The sequence below is a fragment of the Pseudomonas sp. H1h genome, assembly GCF_000633255.1.
In the GTDB taxonomy this organism is placed as follows: domain Bacteria; phylum Pseudomonadota; class Gammaproteobacteria; order Pseudomonadales; family Pseudomonadaceae; genus Aquipseudomonas.
The window spans coordinates 95,253-115,354 of the sequence record NZ_AYMJ01000002.1 but is presented as its reverse complement, the minus strand read 5'-3'; the positions used below and the strand labels follow the sequence as shown (position 1 = coordinate 115,354).

The following is a 20,102-nucleotide window of genomic DNA, read 5'->3' as shown; positions in this document are numbered from 1 at the left end:
GGCACGATAGATGTTTGGCTAACTAAATTTTTTGTCATAGCAACTTCCTGTTACAGACTGGTGATAACCTCGCCATTCCCCTCGAGCCAGACCTGCCTTCAGATGCCCAGCCAAGAGCCCCTGCTGTTACGTCACCACCGTCCGTTTCTCGCGTTCTGGTTTGCACGAATCTTTACTGCCAGCGGTTTTCAGATGCTCACCGTGGCGATCGGCTGGAATCTGTATCAGTTGACCGGCAACGTACTCGACCTGGGGCTGGTCGGTCTGGTCGAGTTCGCGCCACGGGTACTGTTCATGCTGCACACCGGGCATGTCGCCGACCGCTATGATCGGCGCCGGGTCGCGGCCATCTGCCAGTCGTTGCAGGCGTTGATCGCCCTGGCACTGGCAATTGGCAGCGCCACCGATCACATCACCCGGGAAATGATCTTCATCCTCGCCTTCCTGCTCGGCGGCGCGCGCTCCTTTGAGTTGCCCACCACTCAGGCACTGTTGCCGAGCATCGTGCCAACGGCGTTGTTCCCGCGGGCTGTCGCCGCCGCGCAATCGGCGCAACAGTCGGCCACCATCGTCGCCCCGGCGATGGGCGGTTTGCTCTATGCGTTCGGCAGTGTCTGGGTCTATGGCCCGACCGTGTTGCTCTACGTCATCGCTTGCACATTGATGCTCAACCTGCCCGCCCGGCAAACCCCGCTGAACAAAGGCAAAGCCACGCTGGACTCGCTGTTGGCGGGGATTCGCTTCATCCGCAGTCGCCCGGATATCCTCGGGGCGATCTCCCTGGATCTGTTCGCCGTGCTGCTCGGTGGTGCCACCGCGCTGCTGCCGGTGTTCGCCAAGGACATCCTGCTCACCGGCCCATGGGGTCTGGGCCTGCTGCGTTCGGCACCGGCGGTCGGCGCGCTGGGGATGTCGCTGTTTCTGGCGCGATTTGCGGTAGAGCGCAATGTCGGCCGAGTGATGTTCACCGCCGTCGGCGTGTTCGGCGTTGCAACCATCGCCTTCGGCCTCTCGACCTCGTTCTGGTTCTCGCTGGCGGTGCTGGTGGTGCTGGGTGCGGCGGACATGATCAGCATGGTGATCCGCGCCTCCTTCGTCCAACTGGAAACCCCGGACGAAATGCGCGGCCGGGTCAGCGCGGTGAACGGCCTGTTCATCGGCGCCTCGAACCAGTTGGGAGAATTCGAATCCGGCCTCACCGCACATTGGTTCGGCACCGTGCCAGCGGTGGTGATGGGCGGGATCGGCACACTGGTGGTCACCGGGACGTGGATCAAACTGTTCCCCACCTTGGCCAAACGCGACCGGATGCATGTGCCGGTGGAAGAAGCGAAGGTCTGAGTCACATCAGCGAAATCAAATTATCTGGACGATCACCGACAGGAGGCGGGCTCATGCCCATGCACAACCCGCCTATTGTCGCCCACGCCTGATCCCTTCAAACCAACATCTCCCCCGCCACCTTGGCCCGCAACGCCTTGCCGCCAAGCTGCTCAACCAACGTCAGGGCAAACCCCAATGCGTCGCCCGAACCCTGGGCGGTGATGCAATTGCCGTCGACCACCACTGGTTGATCAACAAATGTACAACCTGACAGTTGATGGCTGGCACCCGGCAGGCAGGTCATGCGCCGTTGGCGTAATACACCTGAGGCTTGCAGGGCGATGGCCGGGGACTCGGCGATGGCGGCGAACAGGCGTCCGGCGCTGGCCTGGTCCTTGAGCAATTGTTGCAGCGGTTGATGCGCCGCCAGATGTTGGGCACCGATGGCGCCACCGGGCAGGACGATCAGGTCGAAGGCCTGCGCCAGCACATCGATCAGCATGCCGTCTGCTGTCAGGCGCGTGCCGCGCGCGCAGGTCAACATGCGCCGGCCTTCGATGCTGGCCGCTACCACCTCGACGCCGGCGCGGCGCAGCACATCGATCAGGGTCACGCATTGCAGATCATCGATGCCCTCGGCGAGGGTAATCAGGGCTCTAAAGGTCATGGCCGCCATCCGCTGGGTGATCTTTCAAGCGTAGTCAGCTTTGCCCTGCCCTGTTCGGTGACAGCCGTTACTTGATGTACAGCTGGGTCGACAGCGTGTTGCGCGGTGCGTTGAGCGAGGTGTTGCTGAAGGTGAAAGTGCCTTCCTGCTTGCCCGCCAGATCGAAGGTATACAGCGAACCGACGGTGCTACGGCCTGGCGTGCACTCGGTCAGATTGCCGTTATCGAAGGCACACACCGGGGCCCGGGTGCCATTCACTTCGAAACCGTCCAGCGTGGCGTGCGGCTGGTTCTGGCCATAGCCGACTTCCAGTACGTACACCTTGATGCTTGGTCCGGCGTGATTGCATTGAGTCTGCGACTGTCCATCGCCAATGTCTTCAAGGCCACAGGCCGGCGACTGGACCTTGATGACTTTCACTTGCGTCAACGGCGCAGCCGAGGCGGCCTGCGCCGTAGGAGCCCCGGCCATCAGCACCGCCATCAAACCCAAAGCCTTCATCGCGCGCTCGCTCATGCGTTGTCCATCCCGAAAAAATCAGCGCGCAGTATGGCGCAGTTGCCCCTGTGGCAAAACTTCGACGACGTTCGGCACCAACAACCGCCATATTCCTCACGCTACTGGTATGATGCGCGGCTTTTTCCGGCCCACCACAATTTTCCAGGCGCTTGCGACGGTCTGTGCTTTGCTGTTGAGGTCGATACATTCACGGCGCCACGCGCGCCACGGGGAGCAGACATGCTGGAAAGGCTGTTTCAACTCAAGGCACACAACACCAACGTGCGTACCGAGATTCTTGCGGGTATCACGACTTTCCTGGCCATGGCCTACATTCTGTTCGTCAACCCGAGCATTCTCGGCGAGACCGGCATGGACAAGGGCGCGGTGTTCGTCGCCACCTGTCTGGCAGCCGCCATCGGCTCGACCATCATGGGCCTGATCGCCAACTACCCGATCGCCCTCGCACCGGGCATGGGCCTGAACGCCTTCTTTACCTATACCGTGGTCCTGCACATGGGCCATACCTGGCAAGTGGCGCTGGGTGCGGTGTTCATCTCGGCAGTGTGCTTCTTCCTGCTGTCGATCTTCCGCATCCGCGAATGGATCATCAACAGCATCCCGCTGCCGCTGCGCTCGGCGATCGCCGCCGGCATCGGTCTGTTCCTGGCACTGATCGCCCTGCACAACGCCGGCATCGTGGTCAGCAACCCGGCCACCATGGTCGGCCTCGGTGACCTGAAAGCCCCGGCTCCGATCCTCGCCACCCTCGGTTTCGCCCTGATTGTTGCCCTCGAAGCCCTGAAAGTGCGCGGTGCAGTGCTGATCGGCATTCTCGCGGTAACCATCGTGTCCATCGCGATGGGCTTCACTCCGTTCGGCGGCGTGACCTCGATGCCACCTTCGCTGGCCCCGACCTTCATGCAACTGGACATCAAGGGCGCACTGGACATCGGTCTGGTCAGCGTGATCTTCGCTTTTCTGTTCGTCGACCTCTTCGACAACTCCGGCACCCTGATCGGCGTTGCCAAGCGCGCCGGCCTGATGGGCAAGGACGGCCACATGCCGAAAATGGGTCGCGCACTGATCGCTGACAGCACCGCGGCCATGGCCGGTTCGCTGCTGGGCACCTCGACCACCACCAGCTACATCGAATCCGCTGCCGGCGTGAGCGCGGGCGGGCGTACCGGTCTGACGGCCGTGGTCGTGGCGTTGCTGTTCCTGTTGGCGCTGTTCTTCTCGCCACTGGCGGCCAGCGTTCCGGCCTTCGCCACCGCACCGGCCCTGCTGTTCGTCGCCGTGCTGATGACGTCGGGCCTGGCGGAAATAGACTGGGAAGACATCACCGTCGCTGCGCCGGTCGTGGTCACCGCGCTGGCCATGCCGTTCACCTACTCGATCGCCAACGGCATCGCGTTCGGCTTCATTTCCTGGACTGTGATCAAGCTGCTGTCGGGCCGCGCCCGTGAGCTGAACCCGGCGCTGGTGATTCTGTCGATTCTGTTCGTGATCAAGTTGGGTTGGTTCAACGCATGACTTTCGATTCCCAGGCTTACGCCGAGCAACTTGAAGCCAAGGTCACGCGTTTGCGTGACCTGTTGGCGCCGTTCGATGCCCCCGAGCCAAGCGTGTTCGATTCGCCGCTGCAGAACTTCCGTCTGCGCGCCGAATTCCGCCTGTGGCGCGAGGCCGGCGAACGGCACTACGCGATGTTCTCCCAGGACGACAAACGCACGCCGATCCTGATCGAAGAGTTCCCGATTGCCAGCCTGCGCATCAACCAATTGATGCCGCAACTCAAAGCCGCGTGGCAAGCCAGTTCGGCGCTCAGCCACAAGCTGTTCCAGGTGGAGTTCCTGACCACTTTGGCCGGCGATGCGATGATCACCCTGTGCTACCACCGTCCGCTGGACGAGCACTGGCATGCCGCCGCTACCCAGTTGGCCGCTGATCTCAATGTCAGCGTCATTGGTCGCTCAAAGGGCAAACGCGAAGTGCTCGGCCTCGATTACGTGGTCGAGAAGCTCGAAGTCGGCGGTCGTACTTTCAGCTACCGTCAGCCTGAAGGTGCGTTCACCCAGCCTAACGGCACCGTGAACCAGAAGATGTTGAACTGGGCGTACGAAGCATTGGGCGATCGCACTGACGATCTGCTGGAGTTGTACTGCGGCAACGGCAACTTCACCCTGCCGCTCGCCACTCGCGTGCGTAAAGTGCTGGCCACCGAGATCAGCAAGACCTCGGTCAACGCAGCACTGAGCAACCTCAGTGAAAACGCTGTGGATAACGTAACGCTGGTACGCCTTTCCGCCGAAGAGCTGACCGAAGCCCTGAACGAAGTGCGCCCGTTCCGTCGCCTGCAAGGCATCGACCTGAAAAGCTACGAGTTCGGCAGCGTCTTCGTCGACCCGCCGCGCGCAGGCATGGACCCGGACACCTGCGAGCTGACCCGGCGCTTCGACAACATCCTGTACATCTCCTGCAACCCGGAAACCCTGGCGGCCAACATCGCCCAACTGCACGACACGCACCGCATCACCCGCTGCGCGCTGTTCGACCAGTTCCCGTGGACGCATCACATGGAGTCAGGCGTGTTGCTGACCCGGCGTTGATTGCCGGTTCCCGGATGCAAAAAAGCCGTCGTGATCGACGGCTTTTTTGTGGGTGTCACGGTGCGATATCGGTTTTGCGGGGGCGCCCGCCCTTTTTGCCATTCGCTCGTGCAGCTTCGGATTTTGCCGCACTGCTTTGACGACCGTTGCGCGAAGCAACCACAGAAGCCGCCATCCTCATGAGTGACGGGTTCGCCGAAATCATTCCGGAGATGGAAACATCGAGGTCTTTGCCCTCGTGGCAAAGCGCGGTCCCTGCGAAACCGATTGTCAGTCCCTCATAGTCGCCTGCCTCAAACCCGTCGAACTCCGGATACTGATTCACCGGCAGTAACACACCGCTACCGTCTTCAAAACGGATGACCAGCGATGGTTTTTCAAAGCTCACCGAAACAGCCTGCAAACTGCTGGCTTGTCGTGTTTCGCCACGCATTATGGCTGCATCGAGCATGTCTTCCGTCATTGGACGAGGTACAGACGGCTTGGCCTTGATGACTTTCATAAATGGATTTCAACTCCTTCCAGTTTGCCGACCAATGTCAGAAGCACTTTGTCTTCTTCTGGCTCATAGCGCGCGGCACCGATCCTGTAGGTCGTATCGGTAACCGGTTTCATCACGGGCACTTCGTTTGATTCGCAGTCCCACACCTGATTGTCGAGACAAACGGTCCGCAAGCCTGACCACCAGATCCCTCGTGCACGACGCAAATGAGCAGTTTGCCCCAATGATCGACACAAGCCTTGCAGCACGGCCATCGGCGGTCGACGAGAAATCGGCACGACATCCCACAGATCAATGTCGTTGTGCCAGAAGCTGAACTGCAATCGGGCATTCCAGGCACCCGCATCCACATGAGCGTGCGGTGGGCAATGTTCATCTCGCAGCATGATGCGTATCGACAATCCCTTGTAGCTGCATACCTTCATGCTAACCCATCCGTTAGGTTAATAAGTTTCAGGATTCGATAATCCTTGCAAATCCGACGATCGGAGCTGCACCACAAGCGCTGCTTCTCACCACTCTCAGGCTAGCGTTGGCAGGGTCAGGAGTCGGCAAACATTCGAAGGAAAACGTAAGCAAAGCTGTCGTTACAATTAGAACAACCCTGCCCACAAAAATGGCTTGCGTGCGATCACCGAACACAAAACTCCCAGGCTCAAGCACTTCATTTGACCACGGTAACCATCTGGTACATTTTATCTCCACAGGCCGAAACCCTCGGCCCAAGCCAACAACAATAAGTGGAGTTTCCCCCCCATGCCCCCTATCGTTCTGGTGCTCAACGGCCCGAACCTGAACCTGCTCGGCACCCGTGAACCAGCGACCTACGGTCACGAAACCCTGGCCGATATTTCTGCCCTGTGCGGTCGCGCCGCCGAGGAGTTCGGCCTGGCGGTGGAGTTTCGCCAGACCAATCACGAAGGCGAATTGCTCGACTGGATTCATGCGGCACGCGGGCGCTGTGCCGGCATCGTGATCAACCCGGCGGCCTGGACGCACACCTCGGTGGCGATCCGCGATGCGCTAGTTGCCAGTGAGTTGCCGGTGATCGAAGTGCACCTGTCCAACGTCCATGCACGCGAGCCGTTCCGGCATCACTCGTTCGTTTCGGCCATCGCCACAGCGGTGATGTGTGGCTTCGGCAGCCATGGATATCGCCTGGCCCTGGAACATTTCAGTCAACGGCTGAAGGGGCGCGCAGCATGATCCGCAAGCACGTGATACTGGCCGGACTGATCGGCGCCGGCATTCAGGCTTCGCGCACGCCGTCACTGCATGAGCATGAAGGTGACGCCCAAGGCCTGCGCTACCTGTATCGACTGATCGACCTCGATCAGTTGCAACTGGACAGCAACGCCCTGCCTGACTTGCTGCTGGCGGCGGAGCGGATGAACTACACGGGCCTGAACATCACCTTTCCGTGCAAGCAGGCAGTCATTGCGCTGCTCGATGAACTGTCGCCGGAAGCCCGGGGCATCGGCGCGGTCAATACCGTGGTGCTCAAGGACGGCAAACGCATCGGCCACAACACCGATTGCCTGGGCTTTGCCGAAGGCTTTCGTCGCGGCTTGAAGGATGCTGCCCGAGAGCGTGTGGTCCAGATGGGCGCCGGCGGTGCAGGTGCGGCAGTTGCCCACGCGCTGCTGAGTGAGGGCGTGCGGCAACTGAGCATTTTCGACGTCGACCGCGAGCGCGCCGAAAGTCTGGCGAACAACCTCAACCAGCATTTCGGCTTCGGTCGCGCTGTCGCCGGGCAAGACCTGCCGGGCACGCTGAACAAGGCTGATGGCCTGGTGAACACCACGCCGATGGGCATGGCCAAACTACCGGGCATGCCGGTGCCTATCGAACTGTTGCGCAAAGAATTGTGGGTCGCGGAGATTGTTTACTTTCCGCTGGAAACCGAACTGCTGCGCAACGCCCGCGCCCTCGGTTGCCGCACGCTGGACGGCGGCAACATGGCGGTGTTTCAAGCGGTGAAGGCGTTTGAACTGTTCAGCGGCGTGGTGCCTGATACGCAGCGGATGCTCGCGCATTTTCAAAGCATGAATGGCTGAAGAACAATATAAAACCTGTGGGAGCGGGCTTGCTCGCGAAAGCGGTGTGTCAGGCGCCAGATGTTTCGGCGGACACGCCGCCTTCGCGCGCAAGCCCGCTCCCGCATTGGATAGTGTTACGGCTGCAAGTAGCGCAGCACCGACTCGCAGATCATCTCGCGATGGCGCTGCTTGATGGTTTCGTCCGGCAGGTCGATTTGAAAGATCTCACCGAACGTATGGCGGTTCGAGACGCGATAGAAGCAGAACGAGCTGATCAGCAAGTGCACGTCCAGCGCATCGAGGCCAGCACGGAAGACGCCCTCCTCGGCACCACGGCGCAAAATCTCGCCCAGCGAATCGAGGATGGTGTTGTTCATCGCCTTGATCGCGTCGGAACGCTTCACGAACTCGGCGTTGTGGATATTTTCGATGCAGACGATGCGCACGAAATCGACGTTGCGGTCGTGGTGATCGAAGGTGAATTCCACCAGTCGCCGGATCGCCACCACCGGCGGCAACTCCGCCAGGTGCAGGCGGTTTTCGGTGCTGCGGATGTCGCCGTAGAGTTTCTCCAGCACCTCGACGTACAACTGCTCCTTACTGCCGAAGTAGTAATAGATCATGCGTTTGGAGGTGTGGATGCGCTCGGCGATCGCGTCGACGCGGGCGCCGGACAACCCCTGCTGGACGAACTCGACGATCGCCTCCTGGAGGATGTTCTCGCGGGTCTTTTCCGGGTTGTTCTTGCGACTCTTGCGCGGCTCGATGCCTGATACGACGGGAGCGGCGGGGAGTTCTGATGTCATTGTCATTGCGGGCTCACGGCCATCACTGCACAGGTGGGCGATTATGGGCCGCGTCGCACAGTGAAGGAAGCCACGTGGCCCGTGTTTAATCCCGCGTTTACGAATTTCCTACAACTTCGCCTGGCGCACCGCACCGCTGCGTGATTTGGCCATTGCCGCCAGACGCACAGCGACGTTCGCCGCACCGTAACCGGCGTAACCGTTCTTGCGCTGGATGATCTCGAAGAAGAAACGTCCCTCGAACGGCTCGGTGTACACATGGAACAGCTCGCCGCCCTGTGCATCACGGTCGTAGAGCACGTTGTAATAGGCCAGTTCGCTGAGGAACTCGTCATCGAAATCGAAGCGTGCAGCGAGGTCGTCATAATAGTTGAGCGGGATATCCAACAACGGCACACCAGCTTCTTTGGCGCGACTGACTTCGGCGAAGATGTCGTCACAATCGAAGGCGATGTGATGCACACCCGAGCCGCGATAACTCGACAGTGCATGAGAGATCGCGGTATTGCGGTTCTCCGAGATGTTCAGCGGCAGACGGATCGAACTGTCGCGGCTGCGCAACGCACGGCTCTTCACCAGACCGTAAGGATCGGGCAGCACCACTTCATCGTCGGCCTCGAAATCCAGCAGGCTCTTGTAGAACAGCACCCAACTGTCGAGGCTGTCGGCCGGCAACGCCATGGCCATGTGGTCGATGCGTTTGAGGCCGCCACGAGCCTGAGCGCTCGGCAACAGATTGAAGTCCGTGCCATAGACGTCCGCGGCCTCATCCACCAGATAAATCAGACTGCCGTCCGGCGCGCGTACGGCGGCCAGTTCCAGTTCGTTGGGGCCGACCAGTCCGCGATAGGGCTGGCCCTTGTAAGCGACCGCGCGGGCCAGCGCGCTGGCGCTGTCCTTGACCCGCACGGCGGTGGCGCACAGTGACGGGCCATGGGCCTCGAAAAAACTGTGGCCGAACGAATACGGTTCGGCGTTGAGGATCAGGTTGATATCGCCCTGACGCAGCAGGCTCACGCTCTTGGAGCGGTGCTGCCCGGCCTTGACGAAACCCAGGCGTTCCAGCCAGTTCGTCAATTTGGCGCCCAGGCTTTCATCGACGGCGAACTCGAGAAACTCGATGCCGTTGTACTCACTGGCCTTCGGTGTTTGGAAGAGGATTTCGCGGTTGCTCGCCGGTGCTGTCTGTTGCTCCAGGCGCTGGCGGGTTTTCTCCTCCAGATACAGTAGCGAACGCAGACCATCGGCGGCGTTGGCCCGTGGCGGCGCGGCGCGGAAACCATCGTTGAAGATCTCCAGCGACAACGGCCCGGTGTAACCACTCTGAATGATCGGCGCGAGGAACCCCGGCAGATCGAATTCGCCCTGCCCGGGGAAGCAACGAAAATGCCGGCTCCACTCCAGCACATCCATGGCGAGGATCGGCGCGTCGGCCATTTGCACGAAGAAGATCTTGTCGCCGGGGATGTCGGCAATCGCGCTCGGATCGCCTTTCAACGACAAGGTGTGAAAGCTGTCGAGCAGCACGCCGAGGGCCGGGTGATCGGCCTGGCGCACGATGTCCCAGACCTGTTGATAGGTATTGACGTGCCGGCCCCAGGCCAGCGCTTCATAGCCGATGCGCAGCCCGCGGGCGCCCGCATGCTCGGCCAGCAGGCGCAGGTCATCTACGAGGATCTGCCGGTCGCCAACGCAGTCCGCAGAGGCGTTGCTGCACACCAGAATCAGATCGGTGCCCAGTTCCTGCATCAAGTCGAACTTGCGCTCGGCCCGCTCCAGATTACGCGCCAGACGCTCGCGCCGGCAGCCTTCGAAGTCACGAAACGGCTGGAACAGAGTGATCGCGATGCCCAGGTCAGCACACATCTGCCTGATTTCCCGAGGGCTGCCGTCGTAATACAGCAGATCGTTTTCAAAGATCTCGACGCCGTCGAATCCGGCGGCGGCAATGGCTTCGAGCTTTTCCGGCAGGGTGCCGCTCAGGGAAACGGTGGCAATGGAACGCTGCATGCTTGAACTCCCGGTCTGCACTGCTCTGATTCAGGGATGTTTTTATCGTCTGCAAATTATTGGCTGCATGACTGCGCACAGCAATTTAAAGTGTACTACCCGGTTAGTTTTGCGTGCGATTATCGAACACTAAGGCGTTTCGACGAATTGACGATTTTTCGTCCACTGCCCAACATCGACTGCACATTGAGTCCGGACGTGAACGCTCGGTCGCAGTGCCTTGCAAACAACACCACATAACAAATTCAAAAACGGGTGGAACAATGATTCCTTCACAGACTTCCCACATGGCTCCGGCCATGAGCACTGCCACGGGTGGCATCGGCGACAAGATCCGCGGCGCCATGGCCGTCGGCAAGACCCGTTGGGGCATGCTGGCGCTGGTGTTTTTTGCCACCACCCTGAACTACATCGACCGCGCCGCCCTGGGCGTCATGCAGCCGATCCTCGCCAAGGAAATGAGCTGGACGGCGATGGATTACGCCAACATCAACTTCTGGTTTCAGGTGGGCTACGCGATCGGCTTCGTCCTGCAGGGGCGACTGATCGACCGGGTCGGGGTCAAGCGCGTGTTCTTCTGCGCGGTACTGCTCTGGAGCCTGGCCACCGGCGCTCACGGCCTGGCGACCTCGGCCGTCGGCTTCATGGTCTGCCGGTTCATCCTCGGCCTGACCGAGGCGGCCAACTACCCGGCCTGCGTGAAAACCACGCGCCTGTGGTTCCCGGCCGGTGAACGTGCGGTCGCCACCGGCATCTTCAACGCCGGCACCAACGTTGGCGCGATGTTCACGCCGATGCTGCTGCCGCTGATCCTCCATGTGTGGGGCTGGCAGGCGGCGTTCCTGTGCATGTCGGCACTGGGCGGGATCTGGCTGCTGCTCTGGGGGCTGAAGTACTTCAACCCGGAAGACCATCCGAGCGTGAAAAAATCCGAACTCGACTACATCCAGCAGGAAGTCGAACCGGAGCAGGCCCGCGTACCGTTCTCGCGCATCCTGCGCATGCGTGGCACCTGGGCCTTCGCCCTCGCCTACTCGATGACCGCGCCGGTGTTCTGGTTCTACCTGTACTGGCTGCCGCCGTTTCTCAATCAGCAATACAACCTGGGCATCAACGTGACCCAGATGGGCATTCCGCTGATCATCATCTACGTCACGGCCGACTTCGGCAGTGTCGGCGGCGGCATCCTGTCGTCCTTCATGATTGGCCGCGGGATGAACCCGATCAAGGCACGGCTGCTGTCGATGTTCCTGTTTGCCTGCTGCATCATCGGCGTGGTGATGGCGGCCGGTTCAAGCAATCTGTGGGTCGCGGTGGCGGCAATTTCCCTGGCGATCGGCGCGCATCAGGCCTGGACCGCGAACATCTGGAGCCTGGTGATGGACTACACGCCCAAGCACATGATGAGCACGGTGTTCGGTTTCGGCGGCATGTGCGCAGCGATCGGCGGGATGTTCATGACCCAGATCGTCGGCCACATCCTGACCGTCACCCACAACAACTACACGGTGCTGTTCACGCTGATTCCGGCGATGTACTTCATCGCACTGGCGTGGATGTACTTCCTGGCGCCGCGCAAGATTCCGACGATCACCGAGTAACCCCGCCCCTGTGGGAGCGGGCTTGCTCGCGAAAGCGTCCTCTCAGTCACTGAAGATGCCGACTGAAACACCGCCTTCGCGAGCAAGCCCGCTCCCACAGGGATTTGCGTTTCTTCAGCGACGGCTTTGCTGCCACGCTGCCGCCAATCCACTGCAGCAGATCACCGCGATCCCGATCACCGTCAAAAGACTCGGCGTGTGCTTGAACACCACCCAGCCCAACAACCCCGCAAACACGATCTGGCAGTAGCCAAACGGCGCCAGCAAGGCCGGCGCGGCGTGGCGGAACGCCTGGGTCAGAAACAGGTGCGCAGTCATCCCGCAGGTGCCCAGCGCCAGCATCAACACCCCATGCCCCAAGCTCGGCACCTGCCAGAAGAACGGCACCAGCGCGCTCATCACCAACGTGTTGCACAGGCCGGCGAAAAAGTTGCTGGTGGTCGGGCTGTCGAATTCGCTGAGCTTGCGCGTGAGCAGTTGATAGAAACAGAAGAACAGCGCCGAGCAGAAGGGCAACAGCACTGCCGGGGTGAACAATTCACCTCCCGGGTGGACGATGATCAGCACGCCGATGAATCCGCAGATCACCGCGATCCACTGCCCGCGCGTCACCCGCTCCTTGAGCAACGGCACCGATAGCGCGGTCACCAGCACCGGCGCGAGAAAGTTGACTGCCGTGGCTTCGGCCAGCGGGATGTACAGCAGCGCGGTGGTGAAAAACAGACTGGTGCCCAACAGGCACAAGGCCCGCGCCAACTGCCACAACGGTCGCTTGGTGCGCAGCACCCGCAACCCAGACTGCGGCAGAAAGATCCCCGCCATCAGCAAGGTGTGCACCAGATACCGAGCCCACACCACCATCACGATCGGATAGAAACCCGAGAGGTATTTCGACAGCGCGTCATGGCTGGAAAACAGAAAGGTCGCCAGGACAATCAGCAAGATCCCTTTGAAGGGTTGGTTGACGCCGGATAACGGTGTGCTGACGGTCATGAGCTCTCCTTGTAAATACTGCGCAACAATCTAGAGCCAGGCGTCAGACTCTCACACACGACAAACCAAATACTGGGCGAACAACGCACGACTTCACCCGCACCGCGTTTCCACACAGAGTAGAAACCACCGCACTGCACACGATACCTTCCCGGGCACGCGGCTAAAACGCTAATCTGGCGGCGACAGAACCGTCGCGCCGCCCGGCTGTCTGACGACCGGACTGGCGCCGCTCCTGCGCACCAGCAACACTCATCACCACGCAACTTTCACCCGGTACAGATAGAGGATTCCCACATGCTATGGAAAAAAGGCCGACGCAGTGACAACGTCGTCGACGCCCGGGGTGATGAGGGCGACAGCGGTGGCGGTGGCATGCGTTTCGGTGGCGGCAAGGGCCTGAGCCTCGGGGCGATCCTGCTGATCGTCGGCATCGGCTGGATCACCGGGCAGGATCCTTTGCAGATCCTCGGCCAGCTCACCGGGCAAATGACCGAGCAATCGGCACCCGCTACAACGCAAACCCGTCAAGCGCCACCGGCCAATGACCAGCAGGCCGAATTCGTCCGCTCTATTCTTGGCGACACCGAAGACACCTGGGGCGCGATTTTCCAGCAGGCCGGGCGCCAATATAAGGATCCGACCCTGGTGCTGTTCAGCAACCGGGTGAATTCCGCCTGCGGTCTCGCCACCTCGGCCACTGGCCCGTTCTATTGCCCGGCGGATCAGAAAGTCTATCTGGACATGGCGTTCTTCCAGGAAATGGCCCAGCGCTTCAAGGCCGCCGGCGACTTCGCCCAGGCCTACGTGATCGCGCATGAAGTCGGCCACCATGTGCAGACGCTGCTTGGTGTCTCGGCAAAAATCCAGGCAGCCCGCCAGCAGGGCCGGCAGATGCAAGGCGATGGCGGTTTGCTGGTGCGTCAGGAATTGCAGGCCGACTGCCTCGCCGGCGTCTGGGCCTACCATGCGCAAAAGCGCCTGAACTGGCTGGAACCCGGTGACGTCGAAGAGGCCTTGAACGCGGCCAACGCCATCGGTGATGATCGACTGCAACAACAGGGTCAGGGCCGTGTGGTGCCGGACTCGTTTACCCATGGCACGTCGGCGCAACGAGTGCGCTGGTTCAAAACCGGATTCGCCCAGGGCCAGGTCGGCCAGTGCGATACCTTCGCCGCGAAAAACCTCTAAATGCGTAAATGGCTTTTGGCTTTACTGATCATCGGCGGCAGTGCCCAAGCCGCCGGTGTCGACGCGATCAGTCCCGGGCGCCTGCAACTGAAGGCCGGGGAAATGGCTGTCGGACTCGGCCCGGCGCCGGAGAAGATCGAACGGGTGCTGATCGTCATTCACGGTCGTCTGCGCAACGCCGAGACCTATCGCAAAAGTGCCGAGAGCGCCGCCGAACTCGCCGGGCAAACCGCGCACACGCTGGTGATCGCCCCGCAGTTTCTCAACGAAAGTGACGTCGCCCTGTATTCCCTGCCGAACACGTTGTTGCGCTGGAAAGGCAACGAGTGGATGGGTGGCGGGTTATCCACAGGGCCGAATCCGCTGAGCTCCTACGCTGCACTGGACGAAATCGTCGCGCGGGTCAGTGATCGCAAGCAGTTCCCGGATGTGCAGCAGATCGTGATTTTCGGCCATTCCGGTGGCGGCCAAGTGGTGCAGCGCTATGCCCTGCTCGCCAAGGATCAGCCGGCACTGAAGGCCAACGGCATTCGTCTGCGGTATGTCGTGGCCAATCCGTCTTCGTATGCTTATTTCAACGAACAGCGGCCCGTGGCGTTCGATCACGCGCAGTGCCCGGGTTTCAATCGCTGGAAGTACGGTCTGAGCGACATGCCGGTGTACGCCGGTGGGCAAACGCCTTTGCAGCTTGAAAGCAGTTACATCAAGCGCGAGGTGATTTATCTGCTCGGCCAACAGGACATCGACCCGCAGCATCCGGCGCTGGACAAGCGTTGCGCCGCCGAAGCCCAGGGCGCTTATCGCCTGGAGCGCGGCAAACTGTTTTTCGGCTACCTGCTGCGCCGCCATCCGGAAGGGGTCAATCAGCGACTGGTCGAGGTGCCCGGGGTGGGGCATAACGGTGATGGGATGCTGACATCGCCGCAGGGGCAGAAAGCCCTGTTCGATCAGTAATCCCTGCGGTGGCCGTTCTGGCCTCTTCGCGAGCAAGCCCGCTCCCACAGGGGAATACATTCCGAATGTGGGAGCGGGCTTGCTCGCGAAGGCAATCTGGCAGGCGCTGAAGATCTCAGGCCGAAAGCATCTGCCGCAACACCACACAATCCTGCGCATGCCAGTCGGTCAACTCCGGCCACGGGTTATCCGGCAAATTCACCAGCACCGTCCGCGCCCCGGCCGCTCGCCCGCAATCCAGATCGAAGCGGTAATCACCGACCATCACCATCTCGCTGGCCGGCACGTTCCAGGCCTCGGCCAGTTTCAGCAACCCGCCAGGATGCGGCTTGGGCGGAGCTTCATCGCGGCCCAGTACATCTTCCACCGCGAAGCAGTCGGCCAGGCCAATCGCTTCGAGCGTCACATGCGCCAGTTCCCGTGCATTGCGCGTCAGGATGCCAAGGCGATAACCGCGCCCGTGCAGGTCACGCACCAGCTCCACCGCACCCACCGCCGGTTTTGAACCCAGCGCCAGATCACGCTCATGCTCCAGCAGCCACGCATGCTTCGCTGCCGCTTCATCGGCTGGCAGCGCTGCGAGATGGGTAAGGATGTCATCCTCGGGCGGAATCGCCAGCGCCACGCGGATCGCCGCAAAGTCATGCACCGCGACGGTCAGGGTGCCGTCCATGTCGAACACCCAGTGCTTCACATCGCTCAGGCTCATGCCCAGTCCTTGCGGTGACGAATCAAGCCTTCCTGGGTCACCGACGCCACCAGTTGCCCGGCGCGGTTGTACACGCTGCCACGGGAGAAGCCACGGGAGTTGCCGGCCCATGGGCTGTCCATCGCGTAGAGCAACCAGTCATCGGCGCGCAGATCGTTGTGGAACCACAACGCGTGATCGAGGCTGGCGACCTGCATGTCCTTCTGCCAGACCGACTTGCCGTGGGGCAGCATCGAGGTGGTCAGCAGACCGAAGTCCGAGGCGTAGGCCAGCAGGTATTTATGCAACGCCGGAATGTCGGCCAGCGCACCGTCGGCGCGGAACCACACGTACTTCACCGGATCGGCCGGCTGCGGGTTGTACGGGTCTTTTTCAGTGACTGGGCGCACTTCGATCGGTTTCGGGCACAGCAGTTTTTCGCGCATGTGCTCGGGGATCAGGTGCGCGCGTTGCTGGGTCAGTTCCAGCTCCGACGGCAGGTTTTCCGGGCCGACCACCACCGGCATCTGGCTCTGATGTTCGAAGCCTTCCTCGTCGTACTGAAACGACGCGCTGCAGGTAAAGATCGGGTGCCCTTTCTGGATCGCCGTCACCCGGCGAGTGCTGAAACTGCCGCCATCACGCACGCGATCCACCGAATACACCACCGGCAACTTGGCGTCGCCGGGGCGCAAAAAATAGCCGTGCATCGAATGCACATGACGCGCCTCTTCAACCGTCTGACTGGCCGCCGACAGCGACTGACCGAGCACCTGACCACCGAACAACTGACGGAAACCCAAGTCCTGGCTGCGGCCACGGAACAGGTTTTCCTCGATCGGCTCCAGGGTCAGCAGGTCGACCAGATCATCCAACACTTGGCTCATTCAGACTCTCCTCACACAACGCTATGCCACGCAGTCTTGGCTGCGGCGGCCCATTCAGGTTCTGGCGCGAGCCACTGTCGCGCCATTGTAAACGTCCGTGTCGGCTTAGCCATGCAAGGTCTGCAGCCATTGCTCCCGGGTGATGCGGTACAACAGATGTCGACGCAGCGGGTGGTCGACAGCCAGTTTGGGGTGATCGAAATCATCGGCAGGGTCGTGATGCATGCCAATCGCCTGCATGACTTTCTCCGACGGCAGATTGCTCTGTGCGGTGAAGGACACGATCTCCTTCAGCGCCAGCCGATCAAAGCCTGCGCGCAATGCCGTCCAGGCTGCCTCACTGGCGTAACCCAGGCCCCAATGTTCCTTGGCCAGACGCCAGCCGATTTCCACGGCTGGGGTGAATGGCGCATCGAAGCCGACCACGCCGAGGCCGGTAAAACCGATGAACTCGCCGCTGTCCTTGCGTTCCAGCGCCCACAAGCCATAACCGTGCTCGGCAAAATGCCCGCGCACGCGACCGATCATCGACGCGCTTTCCAGGCGGCTCATCGGCGCCGGAAAATAGCGCATCACCTGAGGATCGGCGCACATCGCAGCAAATGCCGGCAAATCCTCGTCGCGCCACTGGCGCATCAACAGGCGTGCGCTTTCGAGTTCCTGTATCGGCTCCATCGTGCCCCTCCGTTTCCATGCCGCAAGTCTACATCGCTGGTAGGATCCTTCACGCTTTCCTACGTTCCTGACCCCAAGTACTGATAAGAAATCGCCATGCCAGTGCCGCTGATCTACCACGAAGACTACAGCCCCGACTTTCCGGCGGATCACCGCTTTCCGATGGACAAGTTCCGTTTGCTACGCGATCACTTGGTCGACAGCGGCCTGACCCGCGACGCTGATCTGCTGCGTCCAGAGATCTGCCCCAACGACATCCTCGCCCTCGCCCATGACCGTAGCTATATCGAACGCTACATGAGCGGCGAGTTGTCCCGCGAAGACCAGCGGCGCCTCGGCCTGCCATGGAACGAAGCACTGGCCCGACGCACCGTGCGGGCTGTCGGCGGTTCGATTCTGGCGGCCGAAAAAGCCTTGGAGCACGGCCTGGCCTGTCACCTGGCTGGCGGTACACACCACGCCCATTACGATTACCCGGCCGGGTTCTGCATTTTCAACGACCTGGCAATCATCAGCCATTACCTGCTGCAAAGCGGTCGGGTGAGCCGGGTGCTGATCTTCGATTGCGACGTGCATCAGGGCGACGGCACCGCGCGAATCCTGCAGGACACGCCAGAGGCGATCACCGTTTCCCTGCACTGTGAAAAGAATTTTCCTGCACGCAAGGCCGAAAGCGACTGGGACATTCCGCTGCCCAAAGGCATGGGCGATGCCGATTACCTGAAAGTGGTGGATGACACACTCAACTACCTGCTGCCGCTGTATCAACCGGATCTGGTGCTGTATGACGCCGGCGTTGATGTGCACAAGGACGACGCCCTCGGTTATCTGCAACTGACCGACGCCGGTGTCGCCGCCCGCGATGAAAGCGTGATGCGCCATTGTCTGGGCCGTGACATCCCGGTGGTCGGGGTCATCGGTGGCGGCTACAGCAAGGATCGCCACGCCCTCGCCCGCCGCCACGGCATCCTGCACCACAGCGCGCAACGAGTCTGGCAGTCACTGGGCTGTCATTAAAGTGTGCTGCGTTACCCACAATGGCTGTGGAACGGCCTGTGGATAACCTGAGCGAAAGGGACTACAGGCCACAGCGAACATGGCGTACAGCTTGATGGTTGTTTTTTAACCAGATACCGAACCCACCATGATTTCCCTGTGGAAGCGAACCTGCTCGCGAAGACGTCGGCACAGTCGACATAAAAGTGACTGACCCATCGCTTTCGCGAGCAGGCTCGCTCCCACAGGGATCTCCCACATCGATCTGCGCTGTTAGAATGCGCGCCTTATCCCGCCATACCACAGCGCTCGCCATGACCCAGACATCCGCCCCCCTCCCCGCTCACGTCGCCATCATCGGCGGTGGCCCCGCCGGCCTGATGGCCGCCGAAGTGCTGAGCCAGGCCGGCGTGCGCGTCGATCTGTACGACGGCATGCCGTCGGTGGGGCGCAAGTTCCTGTTGGCCGGAGTCGGCGGCATGAACATCACCCATTCCGAAGCCTACCCGGCGTTCCTCGCGCGCTATGCCGAACGCGCACCGCAAATCGCACCCTGTTTGCGCGCCTTCGACGCCGATGCGTTGTGCCGCTGGATTCACGACCTCGGTATCGAGACCTTCATTGGCAGCTCCGGTCGGGTGTTCCCCACCGACATGAAAGCCGCCCCGTTGCTGCGTGCCTGGCTCAAGCGCCTGCGCGACTGCGGCGTGGTTATCCACACCCGCCATCGCTGGCTTGGTTGGGATGAACACGGCGCACTGCGCATCGCCGGCCCCGACGGCGACATCACCGTCAAACCCGATGCCACCCTGCTCGCCCTCGGCGGCGGCAGTTGGTCGCGACTCGGCTCGGACGGCGCGTGGATGCTGCCGCTGGAGCAAAAAGGCGTAGAACTGGCGCCGTTGCAGCCGAGTAATTGCGGCTTCGAGGTGCAGGCCTGGAGCGAGTTGCTTGTCAGCAAATTCGCTGGCGCACCGCTGAAAAACGTCGCTATCGGTTTGAACGACGATGTGCCGCGCCTGGGCGAATGCGTGATCACCGCAACGGGCATTGAAGGCAGCCTGATCTACGCGCTGTCGGCGCCGATTCGCGAGGCGATCAACGCGCATGGCTCAGCCACGGTTCACATCGATCTGCTGCCGGGCCGGCCTGTGGATAAATTGCAGGCCGCGTTGAGCAAACCGCGAGGCTCGCGCTCGATGGCCAAGCATCTGCACAGTCAGGTCGGAATCGACGGGGTGAAAGCGGCGCTGCTGCGTGAATTGACTGACGCGACAACCTTTGCCGACCCGGCGCTGTTGGCCTGGGCGATCAAGGCATTGCCGTTGACCCTGGTGAAAACCCGTCCGCTGGACGAAGCGATCAGCAGCGCCGGTGGCGTGATGTTCGAGGCGATGGATGAGTGCTTGATGCTCAAGGCGTTGCCGGGGGTGTTCTGCGCGGGGGAGATGCTGGACTGGGAAGCGCCGACGGGCGGCTATTTGCTCACAGGGTGCTTTGCCAGTGGGCGGACTGCGGGGTTTGGGCTGCTGGAGTGGTTGCAGCGCAAGGGCTGAAGACTGCGGTGCGCCCTTTGCGAGCAAGCCCGCTCCCACAGGATATCTCCATTTCACTGAAGACCCATGTGGGAGCGGGCTTGCTCGCGAAGGCGTCCTTACA

20 protein-coding genes are annotated in these 20,102 nt (G+C 61.3%); 10 read left to right on the top strand and 10 right to left on the bottom strand.

Annotation, left to right across the window (positions count from 1 at the left end; translation table 11 throughout):
* Positions 1–102 precede the first annotated feature (102 nt).
* Complete coding sequence (locus U862_RS0101335; protein WP_025108751.1) at positions 103–1,341, top strand: MFS transporter; 1,239 nt, start codon at positions 103–105, stop codon at positions 1,339–1,341.
* Positions 1,342–1,438: 97 nt separating this feature from the next.
* Here U862_RS0101335 and U862_RS0101330 read toward each other — a convergent pair whose 3' ends face one another.
* Entirely contained in the window at positions 1,439–1,990 is a 552-nt protein-coding gene (locus U862_RS0101330; RefSeq protein WP_025108750.1) for a DJ-1 family glyoxalase III, read from the bottom strand.
* A 67-nt stretch (positions 1,991–2,057) separates the two neighbouring features.
* Positions 2,058–2,507: a DUF4879 domain-containing protein gene (locus U862_RS0101325; protein WP_025108749.1), complete on the bottom strand. Its 450-nt coding sequence runs from the start codon at positions 2,505–2,507 to the stop codon at positions 2,058–2,060.
* A gap of 222 nt (positions 2,508–2,729) precedes the next feature.
* Here U862_RS0101325 and U862_RS0101320 point away from each other — a divergent pair, with 222 nt between their 5' ends.
* Complete coding sequence (locus U862_RS0101320; protein ID WP_025108748.1) at positions 2,730–4,025, top strand: NCS2 family permease; 1,296 nt, start codon at positions 2,730–2,732, stop codon at positions 4,023–4,025.
* A complete protein-coding gene (trmA, locus tag U862_RS0101315; protein WP_025108747.1) occupies positions 4,022–5,101 on the top strand; it encodes a tRNA (uridine(54)-C5)-methyltransferase TrmA in 1,080 nt (359 codons plus the stop codon). Before U862_RS0101320 ends, trmA begins: the two co-directional genes overlap by 4 nt.
* A 55-nt stretch (positions 5,102–5,156) precedes the next feature.
* Here the strand turns inward: trmA and U862_RS0101310 are convergent, their stop codons facing one another.
* The gene (locus U862_RS0101310; protein ID WP_025108746.1) at positions 5,157–5,603 is read right to left on the bottom strand and encodes a DUF2442 domain-containing protein; all 447 of its coding nucleotides are present in this window, start codon (positions 5,601–5,603) and stop codon (positions 5,157–5,159) included.
* Positions 5,600–6,028: a hypothetical protein gene (locus U862_RS0101305; RefSeq protein WP_025108745.1), complete on the bottom strand. Its 429-nt coding sequence runs from the start codon at positions 6,026–6,028 to the stop codon at positions 5,600–5,602. Before U862_RS0101305 ends, U862_RS0101310 begins: the two co-directional genes overlap by 4 nt.
* 331 nt (positions 6,029–6,359) lie before the next feature.
* Here U862_RS0101305 and aroQ point away from each other — a divergent pair, with 331 nt between their 5' ends.
* Complete coding sequence (aroQ, locus tag U862_RS0101300) at positions 6,360–6,809, top strand: type II 3-dehydroquinate dehydratase (protein ID WP_025108744.1); 450 nt, start codon at positions 6,360–6,362, stop codon at positions 6,807–6,809.
* Positions 6,806–7,660 carry a shikimate dehydrogenase gene (locus U862_RS0101295; protein ID WP_025108743.1) on the top strand — a complete coding sequence of 285 codons (855 nt, stop codon included), beginning with the start codon at positions 6,806–6,808 and terminating at the stop codon, positions 7,658–7,660. The genes aroQ and U862_RS0101295 overlap by 4 nt, the downstream gene beginning before the upstream one ends.
* Positions 7,661–7,776: 116 nt before the next feature.
* Here U862_RS0101295 and U862_RS0101290 read toward each other — a convergent pair whose 3' ends face one another.
* Together U862_RS0101290 and quiC are read right to left on the bottom strand one after the other, a co-directional pair.
* Complete coding sequence (locus U862_RS0101290) at positions 7,777–8,454, bottom strand: TetR family transcriptional regulator (RefSeq protein WP_025108742.1); 678 nt, start codon at positions 8,452–8,454, stop codon at positions 7,777–7,779.
* 102 nt (positions 8,455–8,556) lie between these two features.
* A complete protein-coding gene (quiC, locus tag U862_RS0101285; RefSeq protein WP_025108741.1) occupies positions 8,557–10,458 on the bottom strand; it encodes a 3-dehydroshikimate dehydratase QuiC in 1,902 nt (633 codons plus the stop codon).
* A gap of 287 nt (positions 10,459–10,745) precedes the next feature.
* Here quiC and U862_RS0101280 point away from each other — a divergent pair, with 287 nt between their 5' ends.
* Complete coding sequence (locus U862_RS0101280) at positions 10,746–12,059, top strand: MFS transporter (RefSeq protein ID WP_371262549.1); 1,314 nt, start codon at positions 10,746–10,748, stop codon at positions 12,057–12,059.
* A 114-nt stretch (positions 12,060–12,173) separates the two neighbouring features.
* On the opposite strand, the gene U862_RS0101275 is transcribed toward U862_RS0101280, so the two are convergent.
* Positions 12,174–13,052 carry a DMT family transporter gene (locus U862_RS0101275; protein WP_025108739.1) on the bottom strand — a complete coding sequence of 293 codons (879 nt, stop codon included), beginning with the start codon at positions 13,050–13,052 and terminating at the stop codon, positions 12,174–12,176.
* Positions 13,053–13,349: 297 nt separating this feature from the next.
* Here U862_RS0101275 and U862_RS0101270 point away from each other — a divergent pair, with 297 nt between their 5' ends.
* Positions 13,350–14,243, top strand: coding sequence for a neutral zinc metallopeptidase (locus tag U862_RS0101270; RefSeq protein ID WP_025108738.1), 894 nt, complete (start codon positions 13,350–13,352; stop codon positions 14,241–14,243).
* A complete protein-coding gene (locus tag U862_RS0101265) occupies positions 14,244–15,197 on the top strand; it encodes an alpha/beta fold hydrolase (RefSeq protein WP_025108737.1) in 954 nt (317 codons plus the stop codon).
* A 115-nt stretch (positions 15,198–15,312) separates the two neighbouring features.
* Here the strand turns inward: U862_RS0101265 and U862_RS0101260 are convergent, their stop codons facing one another.
* From U862_RS0101260 to U862_RS0101250, 3 genes are all read right to left on the bottom strand, one after another.
* Positions 15,313–15,906: an HAD family hydrolase gene (locus tag U862_RS0101260; protein ID WP_025108736.1), complete on the bottom strand. Its 594-nt coding sequence runs from the start codon at positions 15,904–15,906 to the stop codon at positions 15,313–15,315.
* Positions 15,903–16,772, bottom strand: coding sequence for an acyl-CoA thioesterase II (gene tesB / locus U862_RS0101255; protein WP_025108735.1), 870 nt, complete (start codon positions 16,770–16,772; stop codon positions 15,903–15,905). Before tesB ends, U862_RS0101260 begins: the two co-directional genes overlap by 4 nt.
* Positions 16,773–16,877: 105 nt before the next feature.
* Positions 16,878–17,447 carry a GNAT family N-acetyltransferase gene (locus U862_RS0101250; protein WP_025108734.1) on the bottom strand — a complete coding sequence of 190 codons (570 nt, stop codon included), beginning with the start codon at positions 17,445–17,447 and terminating at the stop codon, positions 16,878–16,880.
* Between the two features lie 96 nt (positions 17,448–17,543).
* Between U862_RS0101250 and U862_RS0101245 the strand changes: the two genes are divergently transcribed.
* Positions 17,544–18,464 (top strand): histone deacetylase, encoded by a 921-nt coding sequence (locus tag U862_RS0101245; RefSeq protein ID WP_025108733.1) that lies wholly within the window; start codon positions 17,544–17,546, stop codon positions 18,462–18,464.
* A gap of 293 nt (positions 18,465–18,757) precedes the next feature.
* Positions 18,758–19,999 (top strand): TIGR03862 family flavoprotein, encoded by a 1,242-nt coding sequence (locus U862_RS0101240; RefSeq protein ID WP_025108732.1) that lies wholly within the window; start codon positions 18,758–18,760, stop codon positions 19,997–19,999.
* Positions 20,000–20,102 lie beyond the last annotated feature (103 nt).